At 69.4% G+C, this 24,880-nt stretch carries 24 protein-coding genes; 14 read left to right on the forward strand and 10 right to left on the reverse strand.

Translation table 11 applies throughout. The features are described from left to right. Positions 1–36 precede the first annotated feature (36 nt). The 3 genes from C6569_RS00725 to C6569_RS00735 are packed head-to-tail and all read left to right on the forward strand — an operon-like array spanning position 37 to position 3,929. Complete coding sequence (locus C6569_RS00725; protein WP_106750824.1) at positions 37–999, forward strand: alpha/beta fold hydrolase; 963 nt, start codon at positions 37–39, stop codon at positions 997–999. A 31-nt stretch (positions 1,000–1,030) separates the two neighbouring features. Further along, the gene (locus C6569_RS00730) at positions 1,031–1,822 is read left to right on the forward strand and encodes an SDR family NAD(P)-dependent oxidoreductase (protein WP_106747046.1); all 792 of its coding nucleotides are present in this window, start codon (positions 1,031–1,033) and stop codon (positions 1,820–1,822) included. Between the two features lie 43 nt (positions 1,823–1,865). Beyond that, a complete protein-coding gene (locus tag C6569_RS00735) occupies positions 1,866–3,929 on the forward strand; it encodes a 3-hydroxyacyl-CoA dehydrogenase NAD-binding domain-containing protein (RefSeq protein ID WP_215905810.1) in 2,064 nt (687 codons plus the stop codon). Between the two features lie 227 nt (positions 3,930–4,156). Here the strand turns inward: C6569_RS00735 and C6569_RS00740 are convergent, their stop codons facing one another. Then, the gene (locus tag C6569_RS00740; protein WP_106747048.1) at positions 4,157–5,173 is read right to left on the reverse strand and encodes a Gfo/Idh/MocA family protein; all 1,017 of its coding nucleotides are present in this window, start codon (positions 5,171–5,173) and stop codon (positions 4,157–4,159) included. 151 nt (positions 5,174–5,324) lie between these two features. Between C6569_RS00740 and C6569_RS00745 the strand changes: the two genes are divergently transcribed. The 5 genes from C6569_RS00745 to C6569_RS00765 all read left to right on the forward strand — a co-directional run bounded on the left by C6569_RS00745 (position 5,325) and on the right by C6569_RS00765 (position 9,503). Further along, positions 5,325–5,738, forward strand: a complete 414-nt coding sequence (locus tag C6569_RS00745) for a DUF3830 family protein (RefSeq protein ID WP_106747049.1) — start codon at positions 5,325–5,327, stop codon at positions 5,736–5,738. 59 nt (positions 5,739–5,797) lie between these two features. Continuing rightward, a complete protein-coding gene (locus tag C6569_RS00750; protein ID WP_106750825.1) occupies positions 5,798–6,463 on the forward strand; it encodes an aspartate/glutamate racemase family protein in 666 nt (221 codons plus the stop codon). Between the two features lie 102 nt (positions 6,464–6,565). Beyond that, positions 6,566–7,249: a TetR/AcrR family transcriptional regulator gene (locus C6569_RS00755; protein WP_106747050.1), complete on the forward strand. Its 684-nt coding sequence runs from the start codon at positions 6,566–6,568 to the stop codon at positions 7,247–7,249. Between the two features lie 29 nt (positions 7,250–7,278). After that, the gene (locus C6569_RS00760) at positions 7,279–8,514 is read left to right on the forward strand and encodes an acyl-CoA dehydrogenase family protein (protein WP_106747051.1); all 1,236 of its coding nucleotides are present in this window, start codon (positions 7,279–7,281) and stop codon (positions 8,512–8,514) included. A 224-nt stretch (positions 8,515–8,738) separates the two neighbouring features. Then, entirely contained in the window at positions 8,739–9,503 is a 765-nt protein-coding gene (locus C6569_RS00765; protein ID WP_106747052.1) for an SDR family NAD(P)-dependent oxidoreductase, read from the forward strand. Between the two features lie 498 nt (positions 9,504–10,001). On the opposite strand, the gene C6569_RS00770 is transcribed toward C6569_RS00765, so the two are convergent. The 4 genes from C6569_RS00770 to C6569_RS00785 all read right to left on the reverse strand — a co-directional run bounded on the left by C6569_RS00770 (position 10,002) and on the right by C6569_RS00785 (position 13,816). Further along, complete coding sequence (locus C6569_RS00770; protein ID WP_106747053.1) at positions 10,002–10,757, reverse strand: SDR family NAD(P)-dependent oxidoreductase; 756 nt, start codon at positions 10,755–10,757, stop codon at positions 10,002–10,004. Between the two features lie 51 nt (positions 10,758–10,808). Further along, positions 10,809–12,128: a TRAP transporter large permease gene (locus C6569_RS00775; RefSeq protein WP_106747054.1), complete on the reverse strand. Its 1,320-nt coding sequence runs from the start codon at positions 12,126–12,128 to the stop codon at positions 10,809–10,811. Then, positions 12,125–12,700, reverse strand: a complete 576-nt coding sequence (locus C6569_RS00780) for a TRAP transporter small permease (RefSeq protein WP_106747055.1) — start codon at positions 12,698–12,700, stop codon at positions 12,125–12,127. The genes C6569_RS00775 and C6569_RS00780 overlap by 4 nt, the downstream gene beginning before the upstream one ends. A 90-nt stretch (positions 12,701–12,790) precedes the next feature. Then, entirely contained in the window at positions 12,791–13,816 is a 1,026-nt protein-coding gene (locus tag C6569_RS00785) for a TRAP transporter substrate-binding protein (RefSeq protein ID WP_245898198.1), read from the reverse strand. A gap of 459 nt (positions 13,817–14,275) precedes the next feature. Between C6569_RS00785 and C6569_RS00790 the strand changes: the two genes are divergently transcribed. The 4 genes from C6569_RS00790 to C6569_RS00805 are packed head-to-tail and all read left to right on the forward strand — an operon-like array spanning position 14,276 to position 18,199. Beyond that, a complete protein-coding gene (locus C6569_RS00790; protein ID WP_146144698.1) occupies positions 14,276–15,115 on the forward strand; it encodes a hypothetical protein in 840 nt (279 codons plus the stop codon). A 27-nt stretch (positions 15,116–15,142) separates the two neighbouring features. Next, positions 15,143–15,400, forward strand: a complete 258-nt coding sequence (locus C6569_RS00795) for an acyl carrier protein (RefSeq protein ID WP_245898199.1) — start codon at positions 15,143–15,145, stop codon at positions 15,398–15,400. Continuing rightward, entirely contained in the window at positions 15,397–16,923 is a 1,527-nt protein-coding gene (locus C6569_RS00800) for an AMP-binding protein (protein ID WP_106747057.1), read from the forward strand. The genes C6569_RS00795 and C6569_RS00800 overlap by 4 nt, the downstream gene beginning before the upstream one ends. Continuing rightward, positions 16,913–18,199 (forward strand): type III PLP-dependent enzyme, encoded by a 1,287-nt coding sequence (locus tag C6569_RS00805; RefSeq protein WP_106747058.1) that lies wholly within the window; start codon positions 16,913–16,915, stop codon positions 18,197–18,199. The genes C6569_RS00800 and C6569_RS00805 overlap by 11 nt, the downstream gene beginning before the upstream one ends. Here the strand turns inward: C6569_RS00805 and C6569_RS00810 are convergent. The 3 genes from C6569_RS00810 to C6569_RS00820 all read right to left on the reverse strand — a co-directional run bounded on the left by C6569_RS00810 (position 18,193) and on the right by C6569_RS00820 (position 20,815). After that, the gene (locus tag C6569_RS00810) at positions 18,193–18,882 is read right to left on the reverse strand and encodes an RraA family protein (RefSeq protein WP_106747059.1); all 690 of its coding nucleotides are present in this window, start codon (positions 18,880–18,882) and stop codon (positions 18,193–18,195) included. The two genes, C6569_RS00805 and C6569_RS00810, sit on opposite strands and share 7 nt — an antisense overlap. Positions 18,883–18,894: 12 nt before the next feature. Further along, positions 18,895–19,470 carry a hypothetical protein gene (locus tag C6569_RS00815; protein ID WP_106747060.1) on the reverse strand — a complete coding sequence of 192 codons (576 nt, stop codon included), beginning with the start codon at positions 19,468–19,470 and terminating at the stop codon, positions 18,895–18,897. 130 nt (positions 19,471–19,600) lie between these two features. Beyond that, positions 19,601–20,815 carry a polyhydroxyalkanoate depolymerase gene (locus C6569_RS00820; RefSeq protein ID WP_106747061.1) on the reverse strand — a complete coding sequence of 405 codons (1,215 nt, stop codon included), beginning with the start codon at positions 20,813–20,815 and terminating at the stop codon, positions 19,601–19,603. A gap of 133 nt (positions 20,816–20,948) precedes the next feature. Here C6569_RS00820 and C6569_RS00825 point away from each other — a divergent pair, with 133 nt between their 5' ends. After that, positions 20,949–21,605 (forward strand): glutathione S-transferase family protein, encoded by a 657-nt coding sequence (locus C6569_RS00825; protein WP_106747062.1) that lies wholly within the window; start codon positions 20,949–20,951, stop codon positions 21,603–21,605. Next, on the forward strand, positions 21,592–22,356 hold the full coding sequence (locus C6569_RS00830) for a DUF3750 domain-containing protein (RefSeq protein WP_106747063.1): 765 nt from the start codon (positions 21,592–21,594) through the stop codon (positions 22,354–22,356). Before C6569_RS00825 ends, C6569_RS00830 begins: the two co-directional genes overlap by 14 nt. Before the next feature lie 225 nt (positions 22,357–22,581). On the opposite strand, the gene C6569_RS00835 is transcribed toward C6569_RS00830, so the two are convergent. Continuing rightward, a complete protein-coding gene (locus C6569_RS00835) occupies positions 22,582–23,055 on the reverse strand; it encodes a YaiI/YqxD family protein (protein WP_106747064.1) in 474 nt (157 codons plus the stop codon). Between the two features lie 3 nt (positions 23,056–23,058). Further along, a complete protein-coding gene (locus C6569_RS00840; protein WP_106747065.1) occupies positions 23,059–24,825 on the reverse strand; it encodes a DEAD/DEAH box helicase in 1,767 nt (588 codons plus the stop codon). Positions 24,826–24,880: the final 55 nt, after the last annotated feature.

The following is a 24,880-nucleotide window of genomic DNA, read 5'->3' on the forward strand; positions in this document are numbered from 1 at the left end:
ATGCTGGCCGCGACCTTCATTCACCGGGACTTCCGCATGGCCAGTGAGCCGATCCCCGCCCCACTGGCCGCCTTCGCCGGGGCAAAGCCCCCGGCCCCCGCCTGGTTCGACAAGGCGCTGGCGGTCGAGCCCGAGCGCTTCACCCACCAGGGCGCCGGCGTCACCATCGAGACGCTCGCCTGGGGGCAGCGTGGCAAGCCGGGCCTCCTGCTGCTCCACGGCGGCTCGGCCCATGCCGACTGGTGGAGCCACCTCGCGCCCTTCTTCGCCGAAACCCATCGCGTCGTCGCCCCCTCCTGGTCGGGCATGGGCGGCACCGACTGGCGACCAGCCTACACGATGGACGACCTGATGGGCGAGATGCTCGCCACCATCGCCGCGACGGGGCTCGACGAGGGGCCGGTCAAGCCGGTCGTCGTCTCCCATTCCTTCGGCAGCTTCCCCGCCATGGCCTTCGCCGCCACCCACGGCGCGCGCATCGGCGGGCTGATGACCATCGATTCGCCCTTCCTGTCGAAGGAGATGCGGGCGAAGCGCGATTTCGGCCGCCCTCCCTCCCGCGAGCCGCGCGACACCATCGTCTACGACACCTTCGAACAGGCGCTGGCCCGCTTCCGGCTGATGCCGGCGCAACCGGCCGACAATCTCTACGTCGTCGACGCCATTGCCCGCCGCTCGCTGCGCGAGGTGAAGAAGGCCGACGGCACCTCCGGCTGGACCTGGCGCTTCGACCCCTTCATGTGGTCGCGCATGACCCGCCGCGACCCGGCCGAGGACCTCGCCGCCGCGACATGCCGTCTTGCCATCACCTGGGGCTCCGATTCCGTGCTCTTCCCCGAGGAGGTGAAGGCCTATGTCCGCCGCCAGGCGCCCGCGGGCTCCCTCTTCATCGAGATTCCGGAGGCGCAGCATCACGTGCTGATCGACCAGCCCCTCGCCCTCGTCACCGCCATGCGCGCGGTGCTGTCGGCCTGGGAGGCTGAGGACAAGGCCCGGTAACCGGGCGAGAAAAGGTCTCGGGAGGACCGCAATGGGCAGGCTTCAGGGCAGGCGCACCATCGTCACCGGTGCGGCGAGTGGCATCGGCCGGGCGAGCGCCCGCCTCTTCGCCAGGGAAGGAGCCTCGGTGCTCCTGGTCGACCGCTCGGCCGAGGCGGTCGAAGCGGTGGCGGCGGAGATCCGCGCGACCGGCGCAACCGCCGTCGCCATGGCTGCCGATGCCGGCTCCGAGGCGGAGGTGAAGGCCTATGTCGCGCGCGCCGTCGCCGAGTTCGGGGGCATCGACGCCATCTATGCCAATGCCGGCATTTCCGGCGGTCTCACGCCCTTCTTCGACCTCACGGTGGAGACCTGGCAGGAGATCCTGCGGGTCAATCTCATCGGCCCCTTCCTGGCCATTCGTGAGGTCGCGCCGCTGATGATCGCGCAGGGGCATGGCGCCATCGTCTGCACGGCCTCCGTTGCGGGCCTCAAGGCCAATGCCGGCGGCGCACCCTATTCGGCCTCCAAGGCCGGCGTGATCAGCCTCGTCCAGACGGCGGCCAACGCCTTCTACGGCACCGGCGTGCGTGTCAACGCGGTCTGCCCCGGCCTCATCGAGACCGGCATGACGGTCCCGATCTTCGACCATGCCCGCAAGCGCGGCAGCGAGGGAAAGCTCGGCCAGCTCAACCCGCTGAACCGCCCCGGTCAGCCCGAGGAGATCGCCGCCATGGCCTGTTTCCTCGCCAGCGACGAGGCGAGCTACGTCAACGGCCAGGCTTTCCCCGTCGATGGCGGCCTGTCCTCCACGCTTCCCTTCGCCGGCCAGCGCCCGCGCTGACCGCTCTCTTCATCGCCATGCCAGGAGTTCGCCCGTGACCGCCATCAACGAAGTCGTCGATCTCGCCACCGAGGGCCGTGTCGCCGTCGTCACCGTCAATTCGCCCCCGGTCAACGCGCTGTCCGCCAATGTGCGCACCGGCATCGCCGAGGCCGTCCAGAAGGCGGGCGCCGACCCAGCCGTGACGGCGGTGGTCATCCACTGCGCCGGCCGCACCTTCATCGCCGGCGCCGACATCACCGAATTCGGCAAGCCGCCGAAGGGCGTGCCGCTGAACGAGGTCAACGCCATTCTGGAGGCCTGCCCCAAGCCGGTGGTCGCGGCCATCCACGGCACGGCGCTCGGCGGTGGGCTCGAACTCGCGCTCTCCTGCCACTACCGCGTCGCGGTCCCCTCGGCGAAGCTCGGTCTGCCGGAGGTCAAGCTCGGCCTCGTGCCCGGCGCCGGCGGCACCCAGCGCCTGCCGCGCCTCGTCGGCGTCGAGCGGGCGCTCGAGGTCATCGCCTTCGGCGAGCCGATGAAGGCGGCGGAAGCGGCGAGCCACGGCCTTGTCGACGCGGTCGTGGGCGAGGGCTCTCTGAAGGCCGACGCCGTCGCCTTCGCAGAGAAGCTGATCGCCGATGCGGCCCCGCTGAAGAAGGTGCGCGACCGCGCCGACAAGCTCGGCGCCGACCCCGCCGTCTTCGCCGCCTTCCGCAAGGCCAATGCCCGCCGCTTCCGCGGCTTCGAGGCGCCGGAGGCCTGCATCCAGTGCGTCGAGGCCGCCGTCTCCATGCCCTTCGACGAGGGCCTCAAGTTCGAGCGCGACACCATCATGCGCCTGATGGTCGGCACCCAGTCCCTCGCCCAGCGCTACGTCTTCTTCGCCGAGCGCCAGGCCGCCAAGATCCCCGACGTGCCGGAAGGCACGCCCACCCGCACAATTGCCAAGGTCGGCATCATCGGCGCCGGCACCATGGGCGGCGGCATCGCCATGAACTTCGTCAATGTCGGCATCCCCGTCACCATCGTCGAGACGAAGCAGGAGGCCCTCGACCGCGGCCTCTCGGTGATCCGCAAGAACTACGAGAACACGGCCAAGCGCGGCCGCCTCTCCATGGCCGACGTCGAGACCCGCATGGGCCGCTTCACGCCCACCCTCGACCTCTCGGCGCTGGCCGACTGCGACCTCGTCGTCGAGGCGGTCTTCGAGAACATGGAGATCAAGAAGGAGGTCTTCGGCAAGCTCGACGCCATCGCCAAGCCGGGCGCCATCCTCGCCACCAACACCTCCTATCTCGACGTCGACCAGATCGCCGCCATGACGAAGCGGCCGGAGGACGTCATCGGCATGCACTTCTTCTCGCCCGCCAACGTCATGCGCTTGCTGGAGGTGGTGCGCGGCGAGAAGACCGCCAAGGACGTCATCGCCACCGCCATGGGCCTCGCCAAGACCATCGGCAAGGTCGGCGTGCTCGTCGGCGTCTGCCACGGCTTCGTCGGCAACCGCATGCTCGCCCAGCGCCAGCGCGAGGCGAACAAGCTGATCCTCGAGGGCGCCATGCCCTGGGACGTCGACCGCGTGCTCTACGATTTCGGCCTGCCCATGGGCCCCTTCGCCATGAGCGACCTCGCCGGCCTCGACATCGGCTGGTCGCGCGAGACCTCGAAGGGCGAGACCCCGCGCGAGATCCTCTGCGAGATGGACCGCAGGGGACAGAAGACCGGCGCCGGCTTCTACGACTACGACGAGAACCGGGTGGCGAAACCCTCGCCGGTGACGGAGAAGATCATCCTCGACCTCGCGGCCAAGAAGGGCATCAATCGCCGGCAGATCTCCGACGAGGAGATCCTGCAGCGCTGCATCTATCCGATGATCAACGAGGGCGCGAAGATCCTCGAGGAGGGCAAGGCCATCCGCGCCTCCGACATCGATATCGTCTGGATCAACGGCTACGGCTGGCCGGTCTATCGCGGCGGCCCGATGTTCTACGGCGACACGGTGGGCCTGCCCGAGGTGCTCAAGGTGATGAAGGAGTTCGAGGGCCGCCACGGCGCCGACTTCAAGCCTTCCGCGCTGCTGGAGAAGCTCGCCGCCGAGGGCAAGGGGTTCAAGGATTTGAAGTGAGGGGACGAATGTCGCGAGGCGTGAGGTGCGGCACGGGCCCCTCACCCTTCCCTCTCCCCGCAAGCGGGGAGAGGGGACTTTGACGTCCCGGCGGGTCTGAAACGCTTGGCCAGGCCCAGCCGGCGGAGAAGGACTCGCGACGCTGTCGCCCCCCTCTCCCCGCAAGCGGGGAGAGGGCAGGGTGAGGGGTAACGGTCTCATCGATCGCCAGCCGTGAAGAGCTGCCGTCACCCCGCCGCCCGCCAGCCCGCCTTCTCCAGGATCGCCGCGATGAGCTCCTGGCTCTTCAGCGCCTCCTCGCCGGAGACCACGGGATCGCGGCCCTCCTTGATCGCGTCGAGGAAATCCGTGATCAGCGACCTGTGCCAGTCGTGGGGGAAGTCCATCACGTTGGCGCCGCCGCCGGTCGGTCCCTCCTGGCGCACCACCACCTCCTCGCGGCCGTCGATGAAGGCGACCCGGAGATTGCCGCCGGCGAGCCAGGCCGTTCCCGCCGTCCCCATGACCTCGATGCGCTCCTCGCCGCCCGGATAGGCCGCCGTGGTCGCCTGAATGACGCCCGGCGCACCGTTGCCGAGCCGCACCAGCGCCGCGGCGAAGTCCTCCGTCTCCATGCGATGGACGGGCGTGGTCGCGGCGGTCGCGGCGGTGACCGTCATGTCGCCGACCAGCGAGCGGAACAGGTCGAGCGTGTGGATGGCCTGGGTGATCAGCACGCCGCCGCCGTCGCGGGCCATCGTGCAGCGTCCCGGCTGGTCGTAATAGGCTTGCGGCCGCCACCACGGCACGCTGCAGCTCGCCGCGCCGATGACGCCGAGGGCGCCCTCGGCGAGGAGCGTCCGCAGCCTGAGCGAAGCCGGGCGGAAGCGATGCTGCAGCGTCACGCCGAGAGTAAGGCCCGAGCCCTTCATGCCGGCGACGATGGCCCCGGCGCGGTCGAGGCTGATGTCGAGCGGCTTTTCCAGCAGCACGTGCTTGCGCCCCTTCGCCGCCTGCTTGACCAGTTCGAGGTGCGAGTTCGGCGGCGTCAGGATCCACACCGCGTCGATGTCGCGGCTGGCGAGCACGCCCTCGATGTCCGTGGTCATGGGGAAGGCGAAGCGCTGGGCGAAGGCCTTCAGCCTGTCTTCGCTGCGCGAGGCGACGATCGCCACCTCCACCCTGTCCGACAGGTCGAGGAGGCTCTTGGCATGCGGCTCCACCGCATTGCCGAGCCCGATGATCCCCACGCGGATCCGCGCCATGCCTTGGCCCCCCGATCTTCCGCGCCGCGTCTGTCGCGCGGCTCGATGCGAAGTCTGCGGCAATCCCGCCCCGCGGCACAACCGCCCGCTTTGCCGCTTGCCTATGCCGCGGCGGCCATGCACTTATCGCCCCGCCTTTCGGAGCCTCCCCATGAAGAAACTGAAGATCACCGCCGGCCCCTACACCTTCGTCGCCAAGCTGGAGACCGAGGCCGCGCCGAAGACCTGCGCCGCCTTCGAGAAGGCGCTGCCCTTCATCTCGGAGATCATCCACGTGCGCTGGAGCGGCGAGGGCGTCTGGATGCCCCTCGGCGACCTCAACTTCGGCGTCGACTACGAGAACGCCACGAGCTATCCGGCGCCCGGCCAGATCATCCTCTATCCCGGCGGCGTGTCGGAGACCGAGATCCTCATGGCCTATGGCCCGGTCTGCTTTGCCTCCAAGGCGGGTCAGCTCGCCGGCAACCACTTCCTCACCATCGTCGAGGGGCTGGAGAACGTCCATCCGCTAGGCCGGCTGGTCCTCCTGAAGGGCGCCCACCCCATCCGCTTCGACGCGCTGTGACGGCCCCGCGCATCGCCCGCGGCGGCAAGGCGATCTACGGCGCGCCGCTCGGAATCCTCATGCTGGAGGCGCGCTTTCCCCGCATTCCCGGCGACATGGGCAACGGCACGACCTGGCCGTTCCCCGTGCTGTTCAAGGTGGTGCGCGGCGCCGATCCCGAGCGGGTCGTGCTGCAAGGGGCCCGCGGCCTCCTGCCGGACTTCATCGCCGCGGCGCGCGACCTCGTCGATCTCGGCGCCGAAGCCATCACCACCAATTGCGGCTTCCTCTCCCTCTTCCAGCGCGAACTGGCGGAGGCCGTGAACGTGCCGGTCGCCACCTCCTCGCTGATGCAGGTGCCCTGGGTGCAGGCGACCCTGCCGCCGGGCAAGCGCGTCGGCGTCATCACGGTCAGCCGCAGCTCCCTCACGCCCGCCCATCTCGATGCCGCGGGAGTGCCGCGCGACGTGCCGCTCGCCGGCACCGAGAGCGGCCGCGAGTTCTTCCGCGTCCTCATCAAGGCCGAGAAGACCGACATGGACGTCGCCCTGGCGGAGGCCGACATCGTCGCCGCCGGCCGCGACCTCGTGGCCCGCCATCCGGAGGTCGGCGCCATCGTGCTGGAATGCACCAACATGCCGCCCTATGCCGCCGCCCTCGCCGAGGCGGTTGGGCTGCCGGTCTATGACATCTATTCCATGATCACCTGGTTCCATGCCGGGCTGAGGCCGCGCCGCTTCTCTTGAACCATCCCCCATCCGGCCAGACGGCGCGGTTCCCGCTTGACCGGAGGTCGAACATGTTATTTGTTTGCGCGCAAGCAAATAACATGACGGCGAGGCGACGGAATGGGCGCGGCACCGCGCAAGGCGATGCGGGTGGAAGGGGAGGCGGGCGCCTCCTCCGAGCCGGTCGCCATCCGCCGCAGGCGCACCCAGGCCGAGCGGCGCGCCGAGGCTGAGAGCCGCGTCCTCGCGGCGGCCGCCGAGATCGTCGCCGACAAGGGCGTCGACGGCCTGACGCTGGCGGAAGCCGGCGAGCGCGCCGGCTACAGCCGCGGCCTCGCCGGTCACTACTTCCGCTCCAAGGACGAGCTCCTCGCCGCCATGGCGGAGGCCATCCACGACGAGTTCACCCAGCAGCGCCGCGAGCGCCTGCGGGGCACCACGGGCCTCGCCCGCCTGATGGCGACGATCGACGCCTCCTTCGCGCGGACCTCCGTCGGCATGGTGAAGATCCGCGCCTATATCGCCGTGCTGATGGGCGCGGCGCACAAGCCGGCCCTCGCCGAGGCCGTCGCCACCTTCAACCGCGACTCGGCCACCGAATTCGGCCGCCTCATCGCCAGCGCCATCGAGGCCGGCGAGATCCGTCCCGACATCGACGCCCGCACCCAGGCGCTCATCCTTTCCGCGGCGCTCCGCGGCATCATGGCCCAGTGGGTGCTCGATCCCGAGGGCGTCGATCTTGCCCGCATCCGCGCCGAATTCATGGGGCTCGTCTCGCACAGCCTCGCCCGACCCCCATCCTGACCGCAAACGATCCACAAAGGAGGAAGTCCATGGATTTCTCGATGTCCGAACGCCAGCGCTACTGGCGCGACCGCGTGATCGCCTTCATGAACGCCCACGTCTATCCGGCGATCCCCACCTACGACGCCCAGATGGAGGGCTTCGGCTCCAACCGCTGGCAGGTCGTGCCGGTGCTCGAGGAACTGAAGGCCAAGGCGAAGGCCGAAGGGCTCTGGAACCTCTTCCTGCCGCCCTCCGCCGAGCATGACGACGACGAGTTCCACGGCGCCGGCCTGACCAACCTCGAATATGCCATGTGTTCCGAGCAGATGGGCCGCGTCGGCTTCGGCTCAGAGGTCTTCAACTGCTCGGCCCCGGACACCGGCAACATGGAGGTTCTGCACCGCTACGGCACCAAAGAGCAGAAGGAGCAGTGGCTGCGCCCCCTCATGGCCGGCCAGATCCGCTCCGCCTTCCTCATGACCGAGCCGGCAGTGGCCTCGTCCGACGCCACCAACATCGAGACCTCCATCCGCCGCGACGGCGACCATTACGTCGTCAACGGCCGCAAGTGGTGGTCCTCCGGCGTCGGTGATCCCCGCTGCAAGATCGCCATCGTCATGGGCAAGACCGACACGGGCGCGGCCAAGCACATGCAGCAGTCGCAGATCCTCGTGCCGCTCGACACACCCGGCGTGAAGATCCTGCGCCACCTGCCGGTCTTCGGCTTCGACGACGCGCCGCACGGCCATTCCGAGGTGCTGCTGGAGAACGTGCGCGTTCCCGCCGGCAACCTCATCCTCGGCGAAGGCCGCGGCTTCGAGATCGCCCAGGGCCGCCTGGGACCTGGCCGCATCCATCACTGCATGCGCACCATCGGCGTCGCCGAGATGGCGCTGGAGAAGATGATCAAGCGGCTTCAGTCGCGCGTCGCCTTCGGCAAGCGCGTCTCCGAACAGTCCGTGTGGGAGCAGCGCATCGCCGAGGCCCGCATCGACATCGAGATGACGCGCCTCCTCTGCCTCAAGGCGGCGGACATGATGGACAAGGTCGGCAACAAGGTCGCCAAGCTCGAGATCGCCATGATCAAGGTGGCGGCGCCGCGCATCGCCCTGAAGGTCATCGACGACGCCATCCAGGCCCATGGCGGCGGCGGCGTGACCACCGACTTCGGTCTCGCCAAGGCCTACGCCCATATCCGCACCCTGCGCCTGGCCGACGGCCCAGACGAGGTGCACAACCGCTCCATCGCGCGGATGGAGATGGGCAAGTACGCCAACCATTGAGGCGGGGCGGTCACCATCCCCGCGTAGCGGCCTGACGCTCCTCCGCGTCACCCCCGGCGAGGCCGAAGGCCGAGGGAAGGGGTCCAGTCTTTGCAGCGAAGCCTCGCGGTCTCGCGTGTCGACTCCTGGATCCCCTTCCCCTCCTTCGCTCCGCTCAGTCGGCCGGGGATGACGAACGGCTCGAGCCGGGAAGGCCGGCAAACCATAGCAAAGGAGGAAACGCCATGAATCTCTTCGACATGACGGGTAAGGTCGCCGTCATCACCGGGTCCTCGCGCGGCATCGGCCGGGCCATCGCCGAGCGCATGGCCGAGCACGGCGCCAAGGTGGTCATCTCCTCGCGCAAGGCCGGCCCCTGCGAGGAGGTGGCGAACGCCATCAACGCGAAGCACGGGGCGGGAACCGCCATCGTCGTGCCGGCCAACATCTCCTCGAAGGATGATCTGCAGCGCCTCGTCGACGAGACGCGGGCCCAGCTCGGCCGCATCGACGTGCTGGTCTGCAATGCCGCCTCCAACCCCTATTACGGGCCGATGGCCGGCATCACCGACGACGCCTTCGGCAAGATCCTCACCAACAACATCGTCGCCAACAACTGGCTGATCTCGATGGTGGTGCCGGAGATGATCGAGCGGAAAGAGGGCTCCATCATCATCGTCTCCTCCATCGGCGGCCTGCGCGGCTCGGAGGTGATCGGCGCCTATTGCATCTCCAAGGCCGCCGACATGCAGCTCGCCCGCAACCTCGCCCACGAGCACGGCCGCCACAACATCCGCGTCAACTGCATCGCCCCCGGCCTGATCAAGACGGATTTCGCCAAGGCGCTGTGGGAGGACAAGGAGGCGCGCGAGGCCCGCGAGCGCGAGACGCCGCTGCGCCGCATCGGCGATACCGACGAGATCGCCGGCGCCGCCGTCTATCTCGGCTCCAAGGCCTCGACCTACATGACCGGCCAGTGCCTGGTGGTGGATGGCGGCGTGACGATCTGAGGTTCATTGCCTTCGATGAGGAGACCGGTCGCCCTGTTCGGCGGAAGTGCGTCCTTCGAGGCTCGCCCGGCAAGACGCTTCGCGTTTTGCCGGCGGCTCGCACCTCAGGATGAGGGTGGGTGGTGCCTTGCACGACGCCTGACCAAGCCGAACGTTTGAGCATCCTTCTTCCCGGGGGCGAGGCTCAACCGTCCTCATCCTGAGGTGCGAGCCCCCGGCGATGCGCCAGCATCGTCCGGAAGCGAGCCTCGAAGGACGCACTTCTTGAGGGCAGGGAGGGTCAATCAAACGGGTGTCGATCCCGCCCCTCACCCAACCCTCTCCCCGCATGCGGGGAGAGGGGAACGTCGACGTCGCGCCAATCCTCGACCCCGATGCCCGGCGCATCCCTCGCCCCGACAAACGCGACGCTTATGCCCCCTCTCCCCGCATGCGGGGAGAGGGTAGGGTGAGGGGCATCGGCAAACACAAGAGTGAGGCGCCGAGGATCCGACCGCCTCAGTAGAGCCCGCGGCCGCCGTTGATCTGCACCGTCTCGCCGGTGATGAACGCCGCCTTGTCGGAGGCGAGGAAGACCACGAGGTTGGCGACGTCCTCCGCCGTGCCCTCGCGCCGGAGCGGCGTTCCCTCCACCGCCGCCTTCCGTCCCTCCGGCGTGTTGAACTGCACGTGGAAGCGCGTGTCGATCAGCCCCGGGGCGACGCCGTTCACCCGGATTCCCAGCGGTCCGAGCTCCTTCGCCAGCGCCCGCGTATAGGTGACGATGGCGCCCTTCGACGAGGCATAGTGCAGGGCGCCGGGACCGCCGCCGTCCATCGCAGCCAGCGACGACATGGTGACGATGGCGCCCGACTTCTTCTCCGCCATGATCTTCACCGCCGCCTGGCAGGTGAGGTAGGTCGACATGACGTTGAGGTCGAAGGCGCGCTGCCACAGGTCGAGCGAGGATTCGATCGTCCCGATGCGCTGCAGGATGCCGCCGGCATTGGTGAAGACCACGTCCACCGTGCCGAAAGCGCGCACCACGGCGGCGAAGGCCGCATCGGTCTCGTCCTGCCTGGTCAGGTCTGCCTTGATGGCGAGGGCCTGACCGCCGGCCCCGGCGATCTCCTTCTCCAGCGCGTTCGCCTCCGCGCCGCTGGAAATGTAGGTGAAGGCCACCTTGGCGCCGGCCTTGGCGAAGGCGCGGGTCGCGGCCTCCCCGATGCCCGATGCGCCGCCAGTGACCAGCGCGACCTTGCCCGTGAAATCCATGATGCACTCCCTCGCGGTGGAGATGAGGGCCGCGCCCGCGCGCGGCCGCCGTCAGTTCAGGAACTCCGGCGACACGAGGCTCGGCAGGAACAGCGTCACCTTCGGCCAGATGATCACCAGCCCCAGCACCATGAACAGCGGGATCAGCATGATCACCGTGTCCTTGATGGCGTCGCGCATGCGCATCCCCGCCACCGCGCAGGCGATCATCAGACAGAGCCCGTAGGGCGGCGTGACGAGGCCGAAGGCCAGCGACACGATGCCGATCATGGCGAAATGGACCGGGTCCATCTCCACCGCCTTGGCCAGCGGCTGCAGGATCGGGCCGCAGATGATGATGGCGGGAATGGCGTCGAGGAAGCAGCCCACCACGAGGAAGACGCCGGCCACGAAGAAGCCGGTGGCGATGAAGCCCATGTTCCAGGCCGAGACGCCGGTGAGGATGGCCTCGGGGATCTTGTAGTAGGCGAGGAGCCAGCCGAAGCAGCTCGCCGTGCCGACGCAGAAGAGGATCACCCCGGTGAGTCGCCCGGTGTCGAGCAGCGCGCCGTAGAGCCCCTTGAGGTCCATCTCGCGGTAGACGACGAAAGAGAGGACGCCCGCATAGAGCACCGCGATGGCCGCCGATTCCGTCGCCGTGAACCAGCCGAAGATCTTGCCGCCGATGATGATGCCGGGGGTGAGCAGCGCCAGGAAGGAATGGGCGCAGGCGCAAATGAAGGCCCGCCACGTCTCCCGCGGATAGGTCGGGTAGCCGCGCTTCACCGCGTAGATGTGGACGGTGGCCATCTGCGCGCCGGCGATGAGGATGCCGGGGACGATGCCGGCGAGGAACAGCGCACCGATGGACGTCGTCAGGATGCCGCCCCAGACGATCATCAGGATTGACGGCGGGACGATGACCGCGAGCACGGCCGACACCGCCGTGATCGCGACGGAGAACGAGTCGTCGTAGCCGGCGCGGCGCTGGGCCTCGATGAAGATCTTCGACTGGCTGGCTGCATCCGCCGTGGACGAGCCTGAAATGCCGGCGAAGAACAGCGACAGCACCACGTTGATCTGGGCGAGCCCGCCCGGCCAGTGGCCGACCATGGTGCGCGAGAGCTTCAAGAGGCGGTCGGTGATGCCGCCGATGTTCATCAGGTTGGCGGTGAGCAGGAAGAACGGCACCGCCAGCAGGATGAAGGAATTGAAGGCGTTGAAGCTCTCCGACATCAGCGTGACGGTGTCGAGCCTGGGCTCGATCATCAGGATCGGCAGGCAGGCGAGGCCGAGGGCGAAGGCCACCGGCACGCGCAGCGCGAGCAGCCCGAAGAAGGCACCGAACAGGACGAAGGCGGCCTGGCCGGCGGTGAGGACGGAGCCGCTCATAGGTTCAGCGTCCCTGCTTCAATGTCGTGCACGGCCGGCTTGACCGGCGGCGCCTTGCGGCCGGCGGCGATGAGCAGGTCGTCCCACATCTGTTCGCCGAGGAAGACGATCCAGGTGACGCCCATGAGCGGCCAGGGCAGGTGGATGAGCCAGAGCGGCAGGTCGGCGAGTTCGGAGGTTCGCCACCAGGCGAATTCGACGAACTTGATGCCGGCGAAGATGAAGACGCAGGCGAGGAGGAGAGTGCCGAAGCGGCCGACCAGCCGCGCCACCGCCTCGGCCCGCGGCGGCAGTTCCGGCATCACGTCGACCTCGAAATGGGTCGATTCCCGGACGCCGATCATCGCCCCGATGGAGATGGTCCAGATGAAGAGGAACCGCGCCATCTCCTCGGTCCAGATGTAGCTCGGGATCAGCGCCGTGTGCCGCGAGAAGATCTGCAGGCTGACCGGGATGATCAGGATGGCGACGGAGGCCACCACGAGATGGGACAGGAGGCTGGCATAAGCCGCCGTGAACCGCCGCCAGAGGCTCGGTGCCTCCCCTGCGGCTGGACTGTCGGACGGGGTCATGATGCGCTTTCGGAACAGGCGAGGGAGCGGCGCGGCGCGCCGCGACGGGCCGGCCCGCCGCGTGGGCGGGGGCCGGCCGGCACGGGCACGTCAGACGCCGCTGACGCTGCTGAAGATGGTCTCGGCGCCAATCTCCTTGGCATAGGCGGCCATGATCGGATCGGTCGCCTTCTTCATCGCGTCGCGCTCCTCGAAGGCGATGCGCTTCAGGCGGCCGGCCTTCTCCAGCGTTTCCAGCTTGGCGCTGTCCTCGCCGGATTCCACCTGCCGGCCGTATTCGCCGGCCTCTGCGCCGGCGGCGACGACGGCGTCCTGCAGGTCCTTCGGCAGCGCCGCCAGCGTCTTCATGGAGAAGCAGATCGGCCGGATCGACACCGCGTGCTGGGTGAGCACCAGGTTCGGCGCCACCTCGTAGAACTTCATCGCCTCGACGCCGGCCGCCTCGTTCTCGCCGGCCTGGATGACGCCGTTCTGGATGGCGTTGTAGACCTCGTTGTAGGCGATGACGGTGGGCGACATGCCGGCCGCCGCGAAGGTGCGCGACCAGATCGGCGCGCCCTGGACGCGGATCTTCAGGCCGCGCATCTCCGCCATGTTCTTGAACGGCTTGTTGGCGAAGATGTTGCGGGTGCCGCCGCCGGCATGGCCGATCAGCCGCACGCCGGCGCGCTTCTCCACCTCGTCCTCGATCGGCTTCAGCACGTTGGCCTTCACCACCTTGCCCATGTGGTCGACGTCGCGGAACACGAAGGGCGCGTCGATGAAGGGCGCGGCGCGCGCGAAGGTCGACATGTGCGCCGGCGAGACGATGGCGTAGTCCACCGCGCGGCCCTGGGCCATGTACTCGAAATACTGCTTCTCCAGGCCCAGCGAGGAGTTCTTGTGCAGGTTGAAGTTCACCGGCTTGCCGTAGAGCGCCTTCACCCGCTCCTCGAAGCGGACCAGCGCCTTGGTGAAGGCGTGGTCGTCGTTGAACTGGACGGCGCCGTTGAGCGTCACCGGCGCCTGGGCCCTGAGGATGCCGGGGCTGGCGACGATGGCCGCGGTCGCGCCGAGGCCGAGGATGACCTGCCGGCGATCGATGCCGCGCATGCCGGTGTCCTTGCGCATGTTCATTGCAAATCCTCCCGAGGGTTGTCGTGCACTCTTGCGGTGCGCCCATGTTGTCCTGGGTCAGGCGGGGAGTATGTCAGAACGTTCCGGCGGCCGACAATTGCAAAAGCCCATGCTGCGACGCGAATTTAAATGGATTTATATTGCGTTGCGATAGTGTCGCCGGGTGCGTTGCACCCGCAGTGTGGGCGAGACCATCCCCCCGGCGCTTTGAGGCTCTGGCGAGATGATCCGCGAACTGTACGGGAGGCAATCCGTCGCAGGGGCGGGCCTGTGCGGCTAACGCTTCTGTAGCAGTTCGTTTCCTAAGTATCCGCGAGATGTTCCGCCGCGATCTACAAGTTTGGCGCGGCTATTTCGGTGCGCGGCGAGGTCGAGGACGCCCTGGCGGTTCACCATGATGATTAAGGACGCGTTCACAATGTTCGTCCGGGCCGCCCGATCGCTGATAGTGTCGCGATAATGTTGGAAGCCATTGACAAACACGCGATGGAGGAGGCGCGCGCCCTGCTGGCGCGCGGTTTTCCTCTGCGCCCACCGTCCTTCTGGGCGGAGGGGCTCGATCGCCTCGCTGCCTTCCACGAGGCCTCCGGGCTCGGGCCGGTCGGCCGGATCATGCGCGTCAAGGGCGAGGCGGTCGGCGTCATCCTGACCATGCGCAGCCGCCGCGCGGCCGCCGACGGCGCCGCCTCCCGCTCCGTCGTCAACCTGTCGAGCTGGTATGTCGACGAGCGCTACAGGCTGCTGGCGCCACGCATGCTCCAGCAGGTCCTTGCGGAGCCCGTCGACACCTTCACCGACCTCACCCCGAGCCCGCCCGTGACCGAGATGATCGGCCGGTTCGGCTTTACCCGACGCCACGACGGCGGCGCCATCCTCGCCCTGCCCATGCTGGCGCTGCTGATGGGGCCGGGTCACGTCGGCCCCGTCGACGAGGCGCCGCTGGACGGCGACATGGCGCGGGTCGTCGACGATCATATCGGCCTCGGCTGCATCGCCTGTGCGCTGGTGGAGGGTGGGGCGGCCCGGCCGCTCCTCTTCAGCACCGGGCGCCGCAAGGGCCTGCCGGCGGCCCGTCTGGTCTATGCCGAGGACGTCGCGTCAGTTCGTCGCAACCTCGGTGAAATCGCGCGATTCCTGCTGGCGAGAGGCGTGATCTGCCTGGAACTTCCGGCGAACAGGGACGAAATCCCGCCCGGCGCGTGGTTCTCGACCCGTTCGCGCCCCACCTTCGTCCGCGGTGCGCACATGCCCGCGGCCGTCGACCACGCCTATTCGGAATTTGTTTTCCTCCGCATCTGAGACTGGCCGCGAAACCAGGAGAAAGCCGTGACGACCGATACGATGGACGTGTCCGAAGAGATCGCATCCTTCCTGCAGGGCCGGTTCCCCGCCCTCGCCGGCCGGCCCCTCGACGCGGCCACGCCGCTCCTCGCCAGCGGGGCCATCGACTCCCTCGGCATCCTCGAACTCGTCACCTTCCTCGACGAGCGCTTCGGCGTGCAACTGATGGACGACGACTTCGATCCCGCCAATTTCGAGACGCTCGGCCAGCTCGTCGCCTTCGTGGAGCGCCAGCGCGCGTGACCGCGTCCCCCTATCTCCTCCATCACCTCCTCGACCAGGCCGCCGCCACCGGGGCGGACCGCATCGCCGTCGTCGACGGCGGGCGGCAGGCGACCTATGCCGAGCTCCACGCCGCTTCGAGGCGCTGCGCCCGGCTCTGCCGCGACCGCGGGCTCGCGCGCGGCGACCGCGTGGCCGTCGTCCTGCCGAAGAGCCTGGAGGAATGCTGGGCGATCTTCGGCATCGCCATGGCCGGCGGCGTCGTCGTTCCGGTCAACGCGCTCCTGAAGCCGGCCCAAGTCCGCCACATCGTCGCCGATTGCGGGGCGCGCATCGTGCTGACGCTCTCCGACACCGTCGCCGCGCTCGCCGAGGCCTTCACCGGCCTCGACGTCGATATCGTCGCCGTCGACGATCTTCCCGCGGACGTGCCGGGCGAGCTGCCGCCTGCGGGCGGCATCGGCGAGGACCTCGCGGCCATCCTCTACACCTCCGGCTCCACCGGGCGTCCCAAGGGCGTCATGCTGAGCCACCGCAACCTGCTGGCGGGCACGCGCATCGTGCGCACCTATCTCGGCATCACCGAAGACGAGCGCATTCTCTCGGTGCTGCCCTTCAGCTTCGACTACGGGCTCAACCAGCTCCTCACCGCGGTGGAGCAGCGCGCCCGCATCGTCCTGCTCACCTTCCAGTTCGGCGCCGACATCGTGAAGGCCATCGCCACGCACGGCATCACCGGCCTCGCCGGCGTGCCGACCATCTGGGCGATCCTCACCCGCGCGACGCCGATGCTGGCGAAGACGCCGCTGCCGACGCTGCGCTACATCACCAATTCCGGCGGTGCCGTGCCCTCCGAGACGGTGGCGCGCCTGCGCGAGAAGCTGCCCGGCACGAAGATCTTCCTGATGTACGGCCTCACCGAGGCCTTCCGCTCCACCTTCCTGCCGCCTGAGGAGGTGGATCGCCGTCCGACCTCCATCGGCAAGGCCATCCCCGAATGCGAGATGCTGGTGGTGACCGCCGACGGCCGCCGCGCCGCGCCCGGTGAACCCGGCATCCTGGTGCACCGCGGCCCAACCGTCTCGCTCGGCTACTGGAACCGGCCCGACGCCACCGCCGAGGTGCTGCGTCCCCATCCGTTCCGCCCGGCGACGGAGGGCGGCGAGACCGTCTGCTTCTCCGGTGACCTCGTGACCGAGGACGAAGACGGCTTCCTCTATTTCGTTGCCCGCAACGACGCCATGATCAAATCCTCCGGCCACCGCATCAGCCCCACCGAGGTGGAGGAATGCCTCATGGCCATGGGCCATTTCCAGCAGGTGGCGGTGATCGGCCTGCCCGATCCCTTCGCCGGCCAGAAGGTCCACGCCGTGGCCGTTGCTCTCGGCCCGGTCGACGGCGCCGCCGTTCTCCAGGCCGCGGCGACGGAGCTGCCGCCCTACATGGTGCCGCGCGAGCTCGAACTGGTGGAGCGCCTGCCCGTCACCCCCAACGGCAAGGTCGACTATGTCGGCCTGGTGCGCGAGCGCAGCCATGGCGCCTGAGGCGAGCCTCACCGACCGCCTCGTCGCCGGCCAGTTCGGCACCGAAGGCTCCGATCTCCTCATCGGCGGCATCCCGGCGCGCGTCCTAGCCGAGCGGTTCGGCACGCCGCTCTTCGCCTATGACGCGGCGCTGATCCGCGCCTCTTACCGCGCTCTCGCCGCCGCGATCGAAGGCTTTGCCGGCATCCACTATTCCATCAAGGCGAACCCCAACCCCGCCGTGGTGCGCGTGCTCCACGAGGAGGGCGCCGGCATCGAGATCGCCTCCCTCGGCGAGTTCCGCGCCGCGCGCACGGCCGGCGTCGACCCGGCACACATGCTCTTCGCCGGCCCCGGCAAGCGCCGCGCCGAACTGGAGGCAGTGATCGGGGCCGGCATCGGCGAGATTCACCTGGAGAGCCGCGAGGAGATGGCCCATGCCGCGGCCATCGGCGCCGCCCTCGGACGGCGCGTCGCCGTCGCCATCCGCGTCAATCCCGTCGCCGAGGCCCAGGGCGGGGCCATGCGCATGGGCGGCAAGGCGGCGCCCTTCGGCTTCGACGAGGAGGATCTCGAGGCGGTGGTCGACGCCGTCGCGGCCTCGCCCCATCTGGACCTCACCGGGGTCCACTTCTTCGCCGGCACCCAGATCCTCGACGCCGCCGTGCTGCTCGGGCAATGGCGCCACGGCCTCGCCGTCGCCTCCCGCGCCGCGGCGCGCCTCGGGCGCCCGCTGCGCACCATCGATCTCGGCGGCGGCCTCGGCATCCCCTATTTCGCCGGTGACGGCACCCTCGACCTCGCGGCGGTGAAGGCGGGCCTGCCCGACCTCGTCGCGCTGAAGGCCGCCGACCCCCTCATCCGCAACGCCCATGTGCTGGTGGAGCCCGGCCGCTATCTCGTCGGGGCGAGCGGCGTCTATCTCGCCGCAGTGCTCTCGGCCAAGCTCTCGCGGGGCCAGCGCTTCCTCGTCGTCGACGGCGGCATGCACCACCATCTCGCGGCTTCCGGCAATCTCGGCCAGGTGATCAAGCGCGACTATCCGGTGGTCGCCGCCTCGCGCGTGGGCGAGCCCTCCGCCGGCCCCGCCAGCGTCGTCGGGCCGCTGTGCACGCCGCTCGACACGCTGGCGCGCAAGGTCGAGATGCCGGCGATGGCCGAGGGCGATCTCGTCGCCGTGCTGCAATCGGGCGCCTATGGCCCGACCGCCAGTCCCGTCGGCTTCCTCAGCCATCCCGCCGCCGCCGAGGTGCTGGTGGACGGCGGCGAGGCGCGGCTGATCTCACAGGCTCAGTAGAGCGAGGCCTTGCCCAGCGCCGCGCCCTTGGCGGCGAGGGTGGCGTCGACCCAGCTCCTGTCCAGCGTGCCGTCGGCGATGGCCTTCATCGTCGCGTCCTCGGCGGCGAGCTGCTTGCGGGCGAGGGCGGCGATGGTCGCCACCTCCGCGCGCGGCACCGCCAGCACGCCGTCGGCGTCGCCCACGATCAGGTCGCCCGGCGCCACGTGCTGGCCGCCGATCACCGCCCCGGTGTTGATCTCGCCGGGACCGTCCTTGTAGGGGCCGCGATGGGTGATGCCCGCCGCATAGACCGGCAGGCTCATGGTGGCGATGGCGTCGGAATCGCGGATGGCTCCGTCGATGACGAGGCCCGCCACGCCGTTCTTCAGCGCGAGCGTCGCCATGATCTCGCCGATGATGGCGTTGGTCAGGTCGCCGCCCGCCTCCACCACGATCACGTCGCCGGGCCCGGCCATGTCGATGGCCTTGTGGACGAGTAGATTGTCGCCCGGCCGCGTCCTCACCGTCAGCGCGAAGCCGAGCAGCGGCGTGCCGTCATGCATCGGCCGGAGCGTCGGCCCGGCGGCGAAGAGCCTCGCCATGTTGTCGCTGAGGAGCGGCGTCGGGATGCCGGCGAGGAGGGCCGCCAGCTCCGGATCGTTGGCATGGGGCTTCTGCAGAATCTGGAAACCGAGGGACATGGCGGGGCCTGTTCAGCCGTTGAAGGATTCGATGGCGGGGATGTCGAGGAGGTCGAGAAGGGCGCGCTTCTCCGCCTCGGTTCCCGAGCCTTCGAGGATGATGAGCGTGCGGCCGAGCAGCACCTGGATGTTGCCGTCGCGCGAATGCACCGCCGTCTTGCCCTTGAAGCGGAAGACACGGCCGACGGCGCCGAGGAGCTGGGCGTTGGAGAAGAGCGGCGCCATCTGGGAGATCAGCGGCGAATTGGCGAGCACCTGCACCGTCACGTGGCGCTCGCCGATGGTGTAGCGGCGCTTGGCGATGAGGCCGCCGCCGAACATGGCGGCGGCGCTGGCGTCGGTCTCCGCTTCGTCCGCGGTCCAGCCGCGCGGCGGTGCCGGCAGGAAGCGCGACAGGCCGGTGGCGCTGCGCTGGGCGAGGAGCTGGGAGGCGACGTCGAGCGCCGCCTTGGCGGCCACGAGGTCGTTGGCCTGATAGGCCCGGCGTGCCTCCTCGATCGCGTCGCGGATGTCGTCGGCGAGGGCGGGGGAGGCGACGGCGAGCGTCGTGGCGATGGCGGCGGCGCGCAGCAGGCGGGTCAGCGTCATGGCGGGGTTATCCTCATCGGCGTGCTCCGGCGGCCGCCGGAATCGTCAGTCGTCCCGGCACCGCCTATAGCGGTTCGCCGGAGCGATGGCACGCCCCCCGCACGCGTGGCCGCCCCGCCGGGCGGACCTGCTATTCGCTGGCGAGGATCATGTTGCGCACGATGGGATAGACCTGCCCCTCCCATTTGCGGCCGCTGAACACGCCGTAATGGCCGACGCCGGCCTGCATGTGGTGGCGCTTGCGGAAGGGCTTCAGCTTCGAGGCGAGGTCGTGGGCCGCCACCGTCTGGCCGAGCGAGCAGATGTCGTCGCGCTCGCCCTCCACCGTCAGCAGCGCCGTGCGGCGGATGGCCGACGGGTCCACCGGACGGCCCTTGTAGGTCAGCTCGCCCTTGGGCAGCAGCGCCCGCTGGAACACCTTGTCGATGGTCTCGAGGTAGAACTCGGCGGTGAGGTCCAGCACCGCGAAATACTCGTCGTAGAAGGTCTTGATCTGCTCGGCCTTCTCCGTCTCGCCGCGCGCCAGATGGCCGTGCAGGTCGAGGTGGGCCTTGATGTGCCGCTCCCGGTTCATCGACAGGAAGGCGATGAGCTGGAGGAAGCCCGGATAGACGCGCCGCCCGGCGCCGGCGCAGGGCAGGGGCACTGTCGAGATCAGGTTCTTCTCGAACCACTCATAAGAGTGGTTGAAGGCCAGCTCGTTGACCTTGGTCGGATTGATCCGCACGTCCACCGGGCCCGCCATCAGCGTCAGGCTGCGCGGCTGGTCGGGATCGCCGGCCTGGGCCATCACCGAGGTCGCCACCAGGGCCTGCACGCAGGGCTGGCAGACCGCCACCACATGGGCACCCGGCCCCAGCACGTGCAGGAAGTCGATCAGGTGCTCGACATATTCGTCGAAGCCGAAGCGGCCGGCGGTCCAGGGCACGTCGCGGGCGCTGTGCCAGTCGGTGATGAAGACGTCGTGGTCCTGCAGCAGGGTGCGCGCCGTATTGCGCAGCAGCGTAGCAAAATGGCCCGAGAGCGGTGCCACCAGCAGCACCTTCGGCTGGGTGACGTCGATGTCCTTCCGGAAGTTGAGGAGCGTGCCGAAGGGCGTGACGTGGGTCGCCACCTCTGTGACCGCCACCTCGCGATTGCCGACCGTGACGCTGGTGATGCCGTAGTCGGGGCGGGCATGGGTGAAGCCGGTGCGGCCGATCATCTCCCAGGTCGCCATCATCTCCCGGCCGACGCGGCCCCCCTGGGCCTGGAGCGCCGACCCGAAGGCGGCGCCGGCGAGCCGGGCAGCGTCGCGCACGGGCTCGAACATCCGGCTGTGGAATTCGAACGCGTGATAGAGCATGGGCCGTCCCGGGGTGGGTCGAGATGCCACCTTGGCATCGATCCAAAAAAAGCTAGTGCACTTTCTGTTGCACTGCGAGAGTATTCTTTCGGTGCGGTTTCCGCGCTGCAGCGCCCGTCGCCAGGAGGTTCGGATGGCCAAGGCCAAGCTCACCCTTTCGAGCAAGAACTATTCGTCCTGGTCGCTGCGCGGCTGGCTCCTGTGCAAGATGGCCGGCATCCCCTTCGACGAGGTGCCGGTCTCGGTCGACGATCCCGGCCAGCGCGCCGAACTGCTGCTGCTCTCGCCCTCCTTCCTGGTGCCGGCGCTGACCGACGACGGCGCCAAGATCTGGGGCGCATGGTCCATCGCCGAATATCTGCACGAGACCTTCCCCAAGGCCGGCCTTCTTCCCGAGGATCGGGTGGCGCGGGCCCATTGCCGCTCCATTTCGGCGGAGATGCATTCGGGCTTCCAGAACCTGCGCTCGGCGCTGCCGATGAACCTGAAGGCCCACCATCCCGGCTTCAAGGTCTGGGCCGGTGCCCAGCCCGACATCGACCGCATCCTCACCATCTGGGGCGAGTGCCTCGCGACCTATGGCGGGCCCTATCTCTTCGGCAAAGCCCCGACCGTGGCCGACGCCATGTATGCGCCAGTCTGCATGCGCTTCTACACCTACGACGTCCCCATTGACGCCACAGCCGCGGCCTATTGCCGGACCATCATGGACTGGGCGCCGCTGAAGCAATGGATCGCATCCGCCAAGGCCGAGCCCGAGGAGATCGAGGAACTGGATGTCGAATTCTAGGGCCGGTCGCGGCCGCCGCCTGTCTGTCCTCCTGCTGCTGCTCTTCGCCCTGCCCATCGGCTGGTCCGCCGGCCACTATGCCATGGGCTATCCCGGCCCCGACTGGTCGACGGCGGGCCGCGCCAGCGCCGGCCTGCTGGCACCGGCCGCCGAGACGCCGCAGGCGGTGATCCGCGTCTATGCCGCCCGCACCGTGCGCTGGCGCGGCATCTTCGCCACCCACACCTGGATCGTCGTCAAGGAGGCGGGCGCCGCCCGCTACGACCGCTTCGACTACACCGCCTGGGGCGAGCCGATCCGCACCAACGGCTTCGTCGCCGACGGCCGCTGGTTCGGGCGCGACCCGGAGCTCGTCTTCGCCGCCGACGGCGAGAGCGCGGCCGCCGCCATCCCGAAGATCCGCGCCGCCATCGCCGGCTATGTCCACGCCAACCGCGGCGACTACCGCGCCTGGCCGGGGCCGAACTCTAACACCTTCGTGGCCGCGGTGATGGCCGCCGCCGACCTCGGCGCCAGCCTGCCGCCCACCGCCATCGGCAAGGACTTTCCCCATGACGGACGCTGGATCGGCCCGGCGACCGCCGGCCTCGGGTTCCGCGCCACCCTCGGCGGCTATCTCGGCCTGACGGTCGGCTGGTACGAGGGCGTCGAGGTCAGCGTCCTCGGCGCCGTGCTCGGCATCGACGTCCGTCGCCCGGCGATCAAGCTGCCGGCGATCGGGCGGATCGGCATGGGTGAGAGCTTCGTGTGAACGACGAGGCGGCTGGCCCCGTGGGTCCGGACGGATTGCCACTCACCCTTACCCTCTCCCCGCGAGCGGGGAGAGGGGGCACCCGCGTCGGGCTTCTTCCCGAAGGATAGTGACTGGCATCGCGCTGTGCGGCACAGGCGCGACGTCGTAGCCCCCCTCTCCCCGCTCGCGGGGAGAGGGAAAGGGTGAGGGGCACTCAAACAGTGTCGACGAACTGGATAGTCTCTACCCGTATCCCGCCCGCTTCAGCCGGTTGACCGTGAGGTCCATGGCCGAGAGGAAGGCGGAGCGGTCGCGGGGCGAGAAGGCCGGCGGACCGCGCGTCTGGCCGCCCGCCGAGCGGATGTCGTCCATGAGGTTGCGGGTGGCGAGCGCCATGCCGATGGAGCCGGCATCGAAGATGCGCCCGTTCGGCGCCAGCGTCGCCGCGCCGGCCTTCACCGTGCGGGCCGCGAGCGGGATGTCGGCGGTGACGACGATGGCGCCGGGACCGGCCCGCTCGGCGATCCAGTCGTCGGCGACGTCCGGCCCCTCGCTCACCACCACGCGCTCGATCCACGGCTCGCGCGGCACGGCGATGGGACTGTTCGCCACCACCTTCACGCCGAGACCGTAGCGCTGCGCAACGCGATAGACCTCGTCCTTCACCGGACAGGCGTCGGCGTCGACATAGACGACGATCGGGTCGCCGGCCGCCATGGCTCAGCGGCGCTCGCGGTTCTTGCGGTGCTTGAAGCCGCCGCGTTCGGCCTTGCCCTTGGCCGCACCCGGCGGCGGCCGCTTCTTGAAGGGCTTGCCCTCGCCGCGCGGCTCGCGGCCCTCCTCGGCGTGGCGGCGGAAGCGCGGCGGCGGCGCGCCGCCCTCGCCCTCCTGGATCGGCGTGATGAACACGTCGTCAGCATTGGCCTTGCGGGCATTGACGATGAAGGTTTCGGCGAGGGCCGCCGACACCTGGAACTCGGTCGTGGTGTCGTGGATGCGGATGGCGCCGATGTCGTCGCGGGTCACCTTGCCGCGCCGGCAGATCATCGGCAGCAGCCATTTCGGGTCGGCGCGGTTGGCCCGGCCGACATCGGCGCGGAACCACGCCATGTCGCCGGTCATCTTCAGGTCTCGCTCGGGACGGCCGCGGGGCCCCGCCGTGGCGCTGCGGGCAAAGCCCGGATCCGACACCTCCTCCGGCTCCGGCAGACGCGAGCGCAGCACCCGCGCCAGCGCCATCGCGATGTCCTCGGGAGACTTGCGCTCCATCAGCACGGCGGCGACCTGGCGGTCCTCCTCGCTCGGCTCTTCCGTCAGCAGCGGGTCGGCGAAGATGCGCTCGCGGTCGAGGGCGCGAATGTCGTCGGCGGTCGGCGGGCCGGTCCATTCGGCGCGGATGCCGGCTTCGGCGAGCAGGCTCTCGGCGCGCCGGCGCCGGGTGGTCGGCACCAGCAGGACGCTGACGCCCTTGTTGCCGGCGCGGCCCGTGCGGCCGGAGCGGTGCTGCATCACCTCGGCGTCGTGCGGCAGTTCGGCATGGATCACGAGGGCGAGGTTGGGCAGGTCGATGCCCCGCGCCGCCACGTCGGTCGCCACGCAGATGCGCGCCCGTCCGTCGCGCAGCGACTGAAGGGCGAGGTTGCGCTCGTGCTGGCCGAGCTCGCCCGACAGGAACACGGCGGAGAAGCCGCGCTCCACCAGCGTCGCCTGCAGGTGGCGCACGGCGTTGCGGGTATTGGCGAAGATGATGGCCGTCTTCGGCTCGATCTGGCGCAGCACGTTGACGACGGCGTGCTCCACCTCGTTGGGGAAGACGCGGATGACGCGGTAGTCGATGTCCTGGTGGCCGCGCTCGCGCGTCCCGGCCTCGATGCGCAGCGCGTTCTGCTGATAGCGCTTGGCGAGGGTGGCGATGGCTGCCGGGATCGTCGCCGAGAACAGCAGCGTGCGCCGGTCCTCCGGCGTGGCGTTGAGGATGAACTCGAGGTCCTCGCGGAAGCCGAGGTCGAGCATTTCGTCGGCCTCGTCGAGCACGACCGCCTTGGCCGAGTAGGGCTCCAGCGCACCGCGCTCGATGTGGTCGCGCAGGCGGCCCGGCGTGCCGACGACGATATGGGCGCCGTCCTCGAGTAGGCGCCGCTCGCGCCGTGCGTCCATGCCGCCGACGCAGGCGATGATGCGCGCGCCGGTGTCGGCATAGAGCCAGGTCAGTTCGCGCTGCACCTGCAGGGCGAGTTCGCGCGTCGGCGCCACGATCAGCGCCTGCGGCTCGGCGGTGCGGTGCAGGCGCTCGGCGTCGCCCATCAGCGTATCGACGAGGGCGAGGCCATAGGCCACCGTCTTGCCGGAGCCGGTCTGGGCGGAGACGAGCAGGTCGCGCCCCGCCGCCGCCGGCGCCAGCACGGCGCTCTGCACGGGAGTGAGGTCGACATAGTCCCTGGCGGCGAGAGCCGCGGCCAGTTGGGGCGGGATGAGAACTTCGGTCACGGTGCGGAATGTCCTGGAATGGGTCCGCGCCGGCTGGAGGAAGAGCCGGTCAGGG

Source organism: Phreatobacter cathodiphilus, from assembly GCF_003008515.1.
GTDB classification, from domain to species: Bacteria; Pseudomonadota; Alphaproteobacteria; order Rhizobiales; family Phreatobacteraceae; genus Phreatobacter; species Phreatobacter cathodiphilus.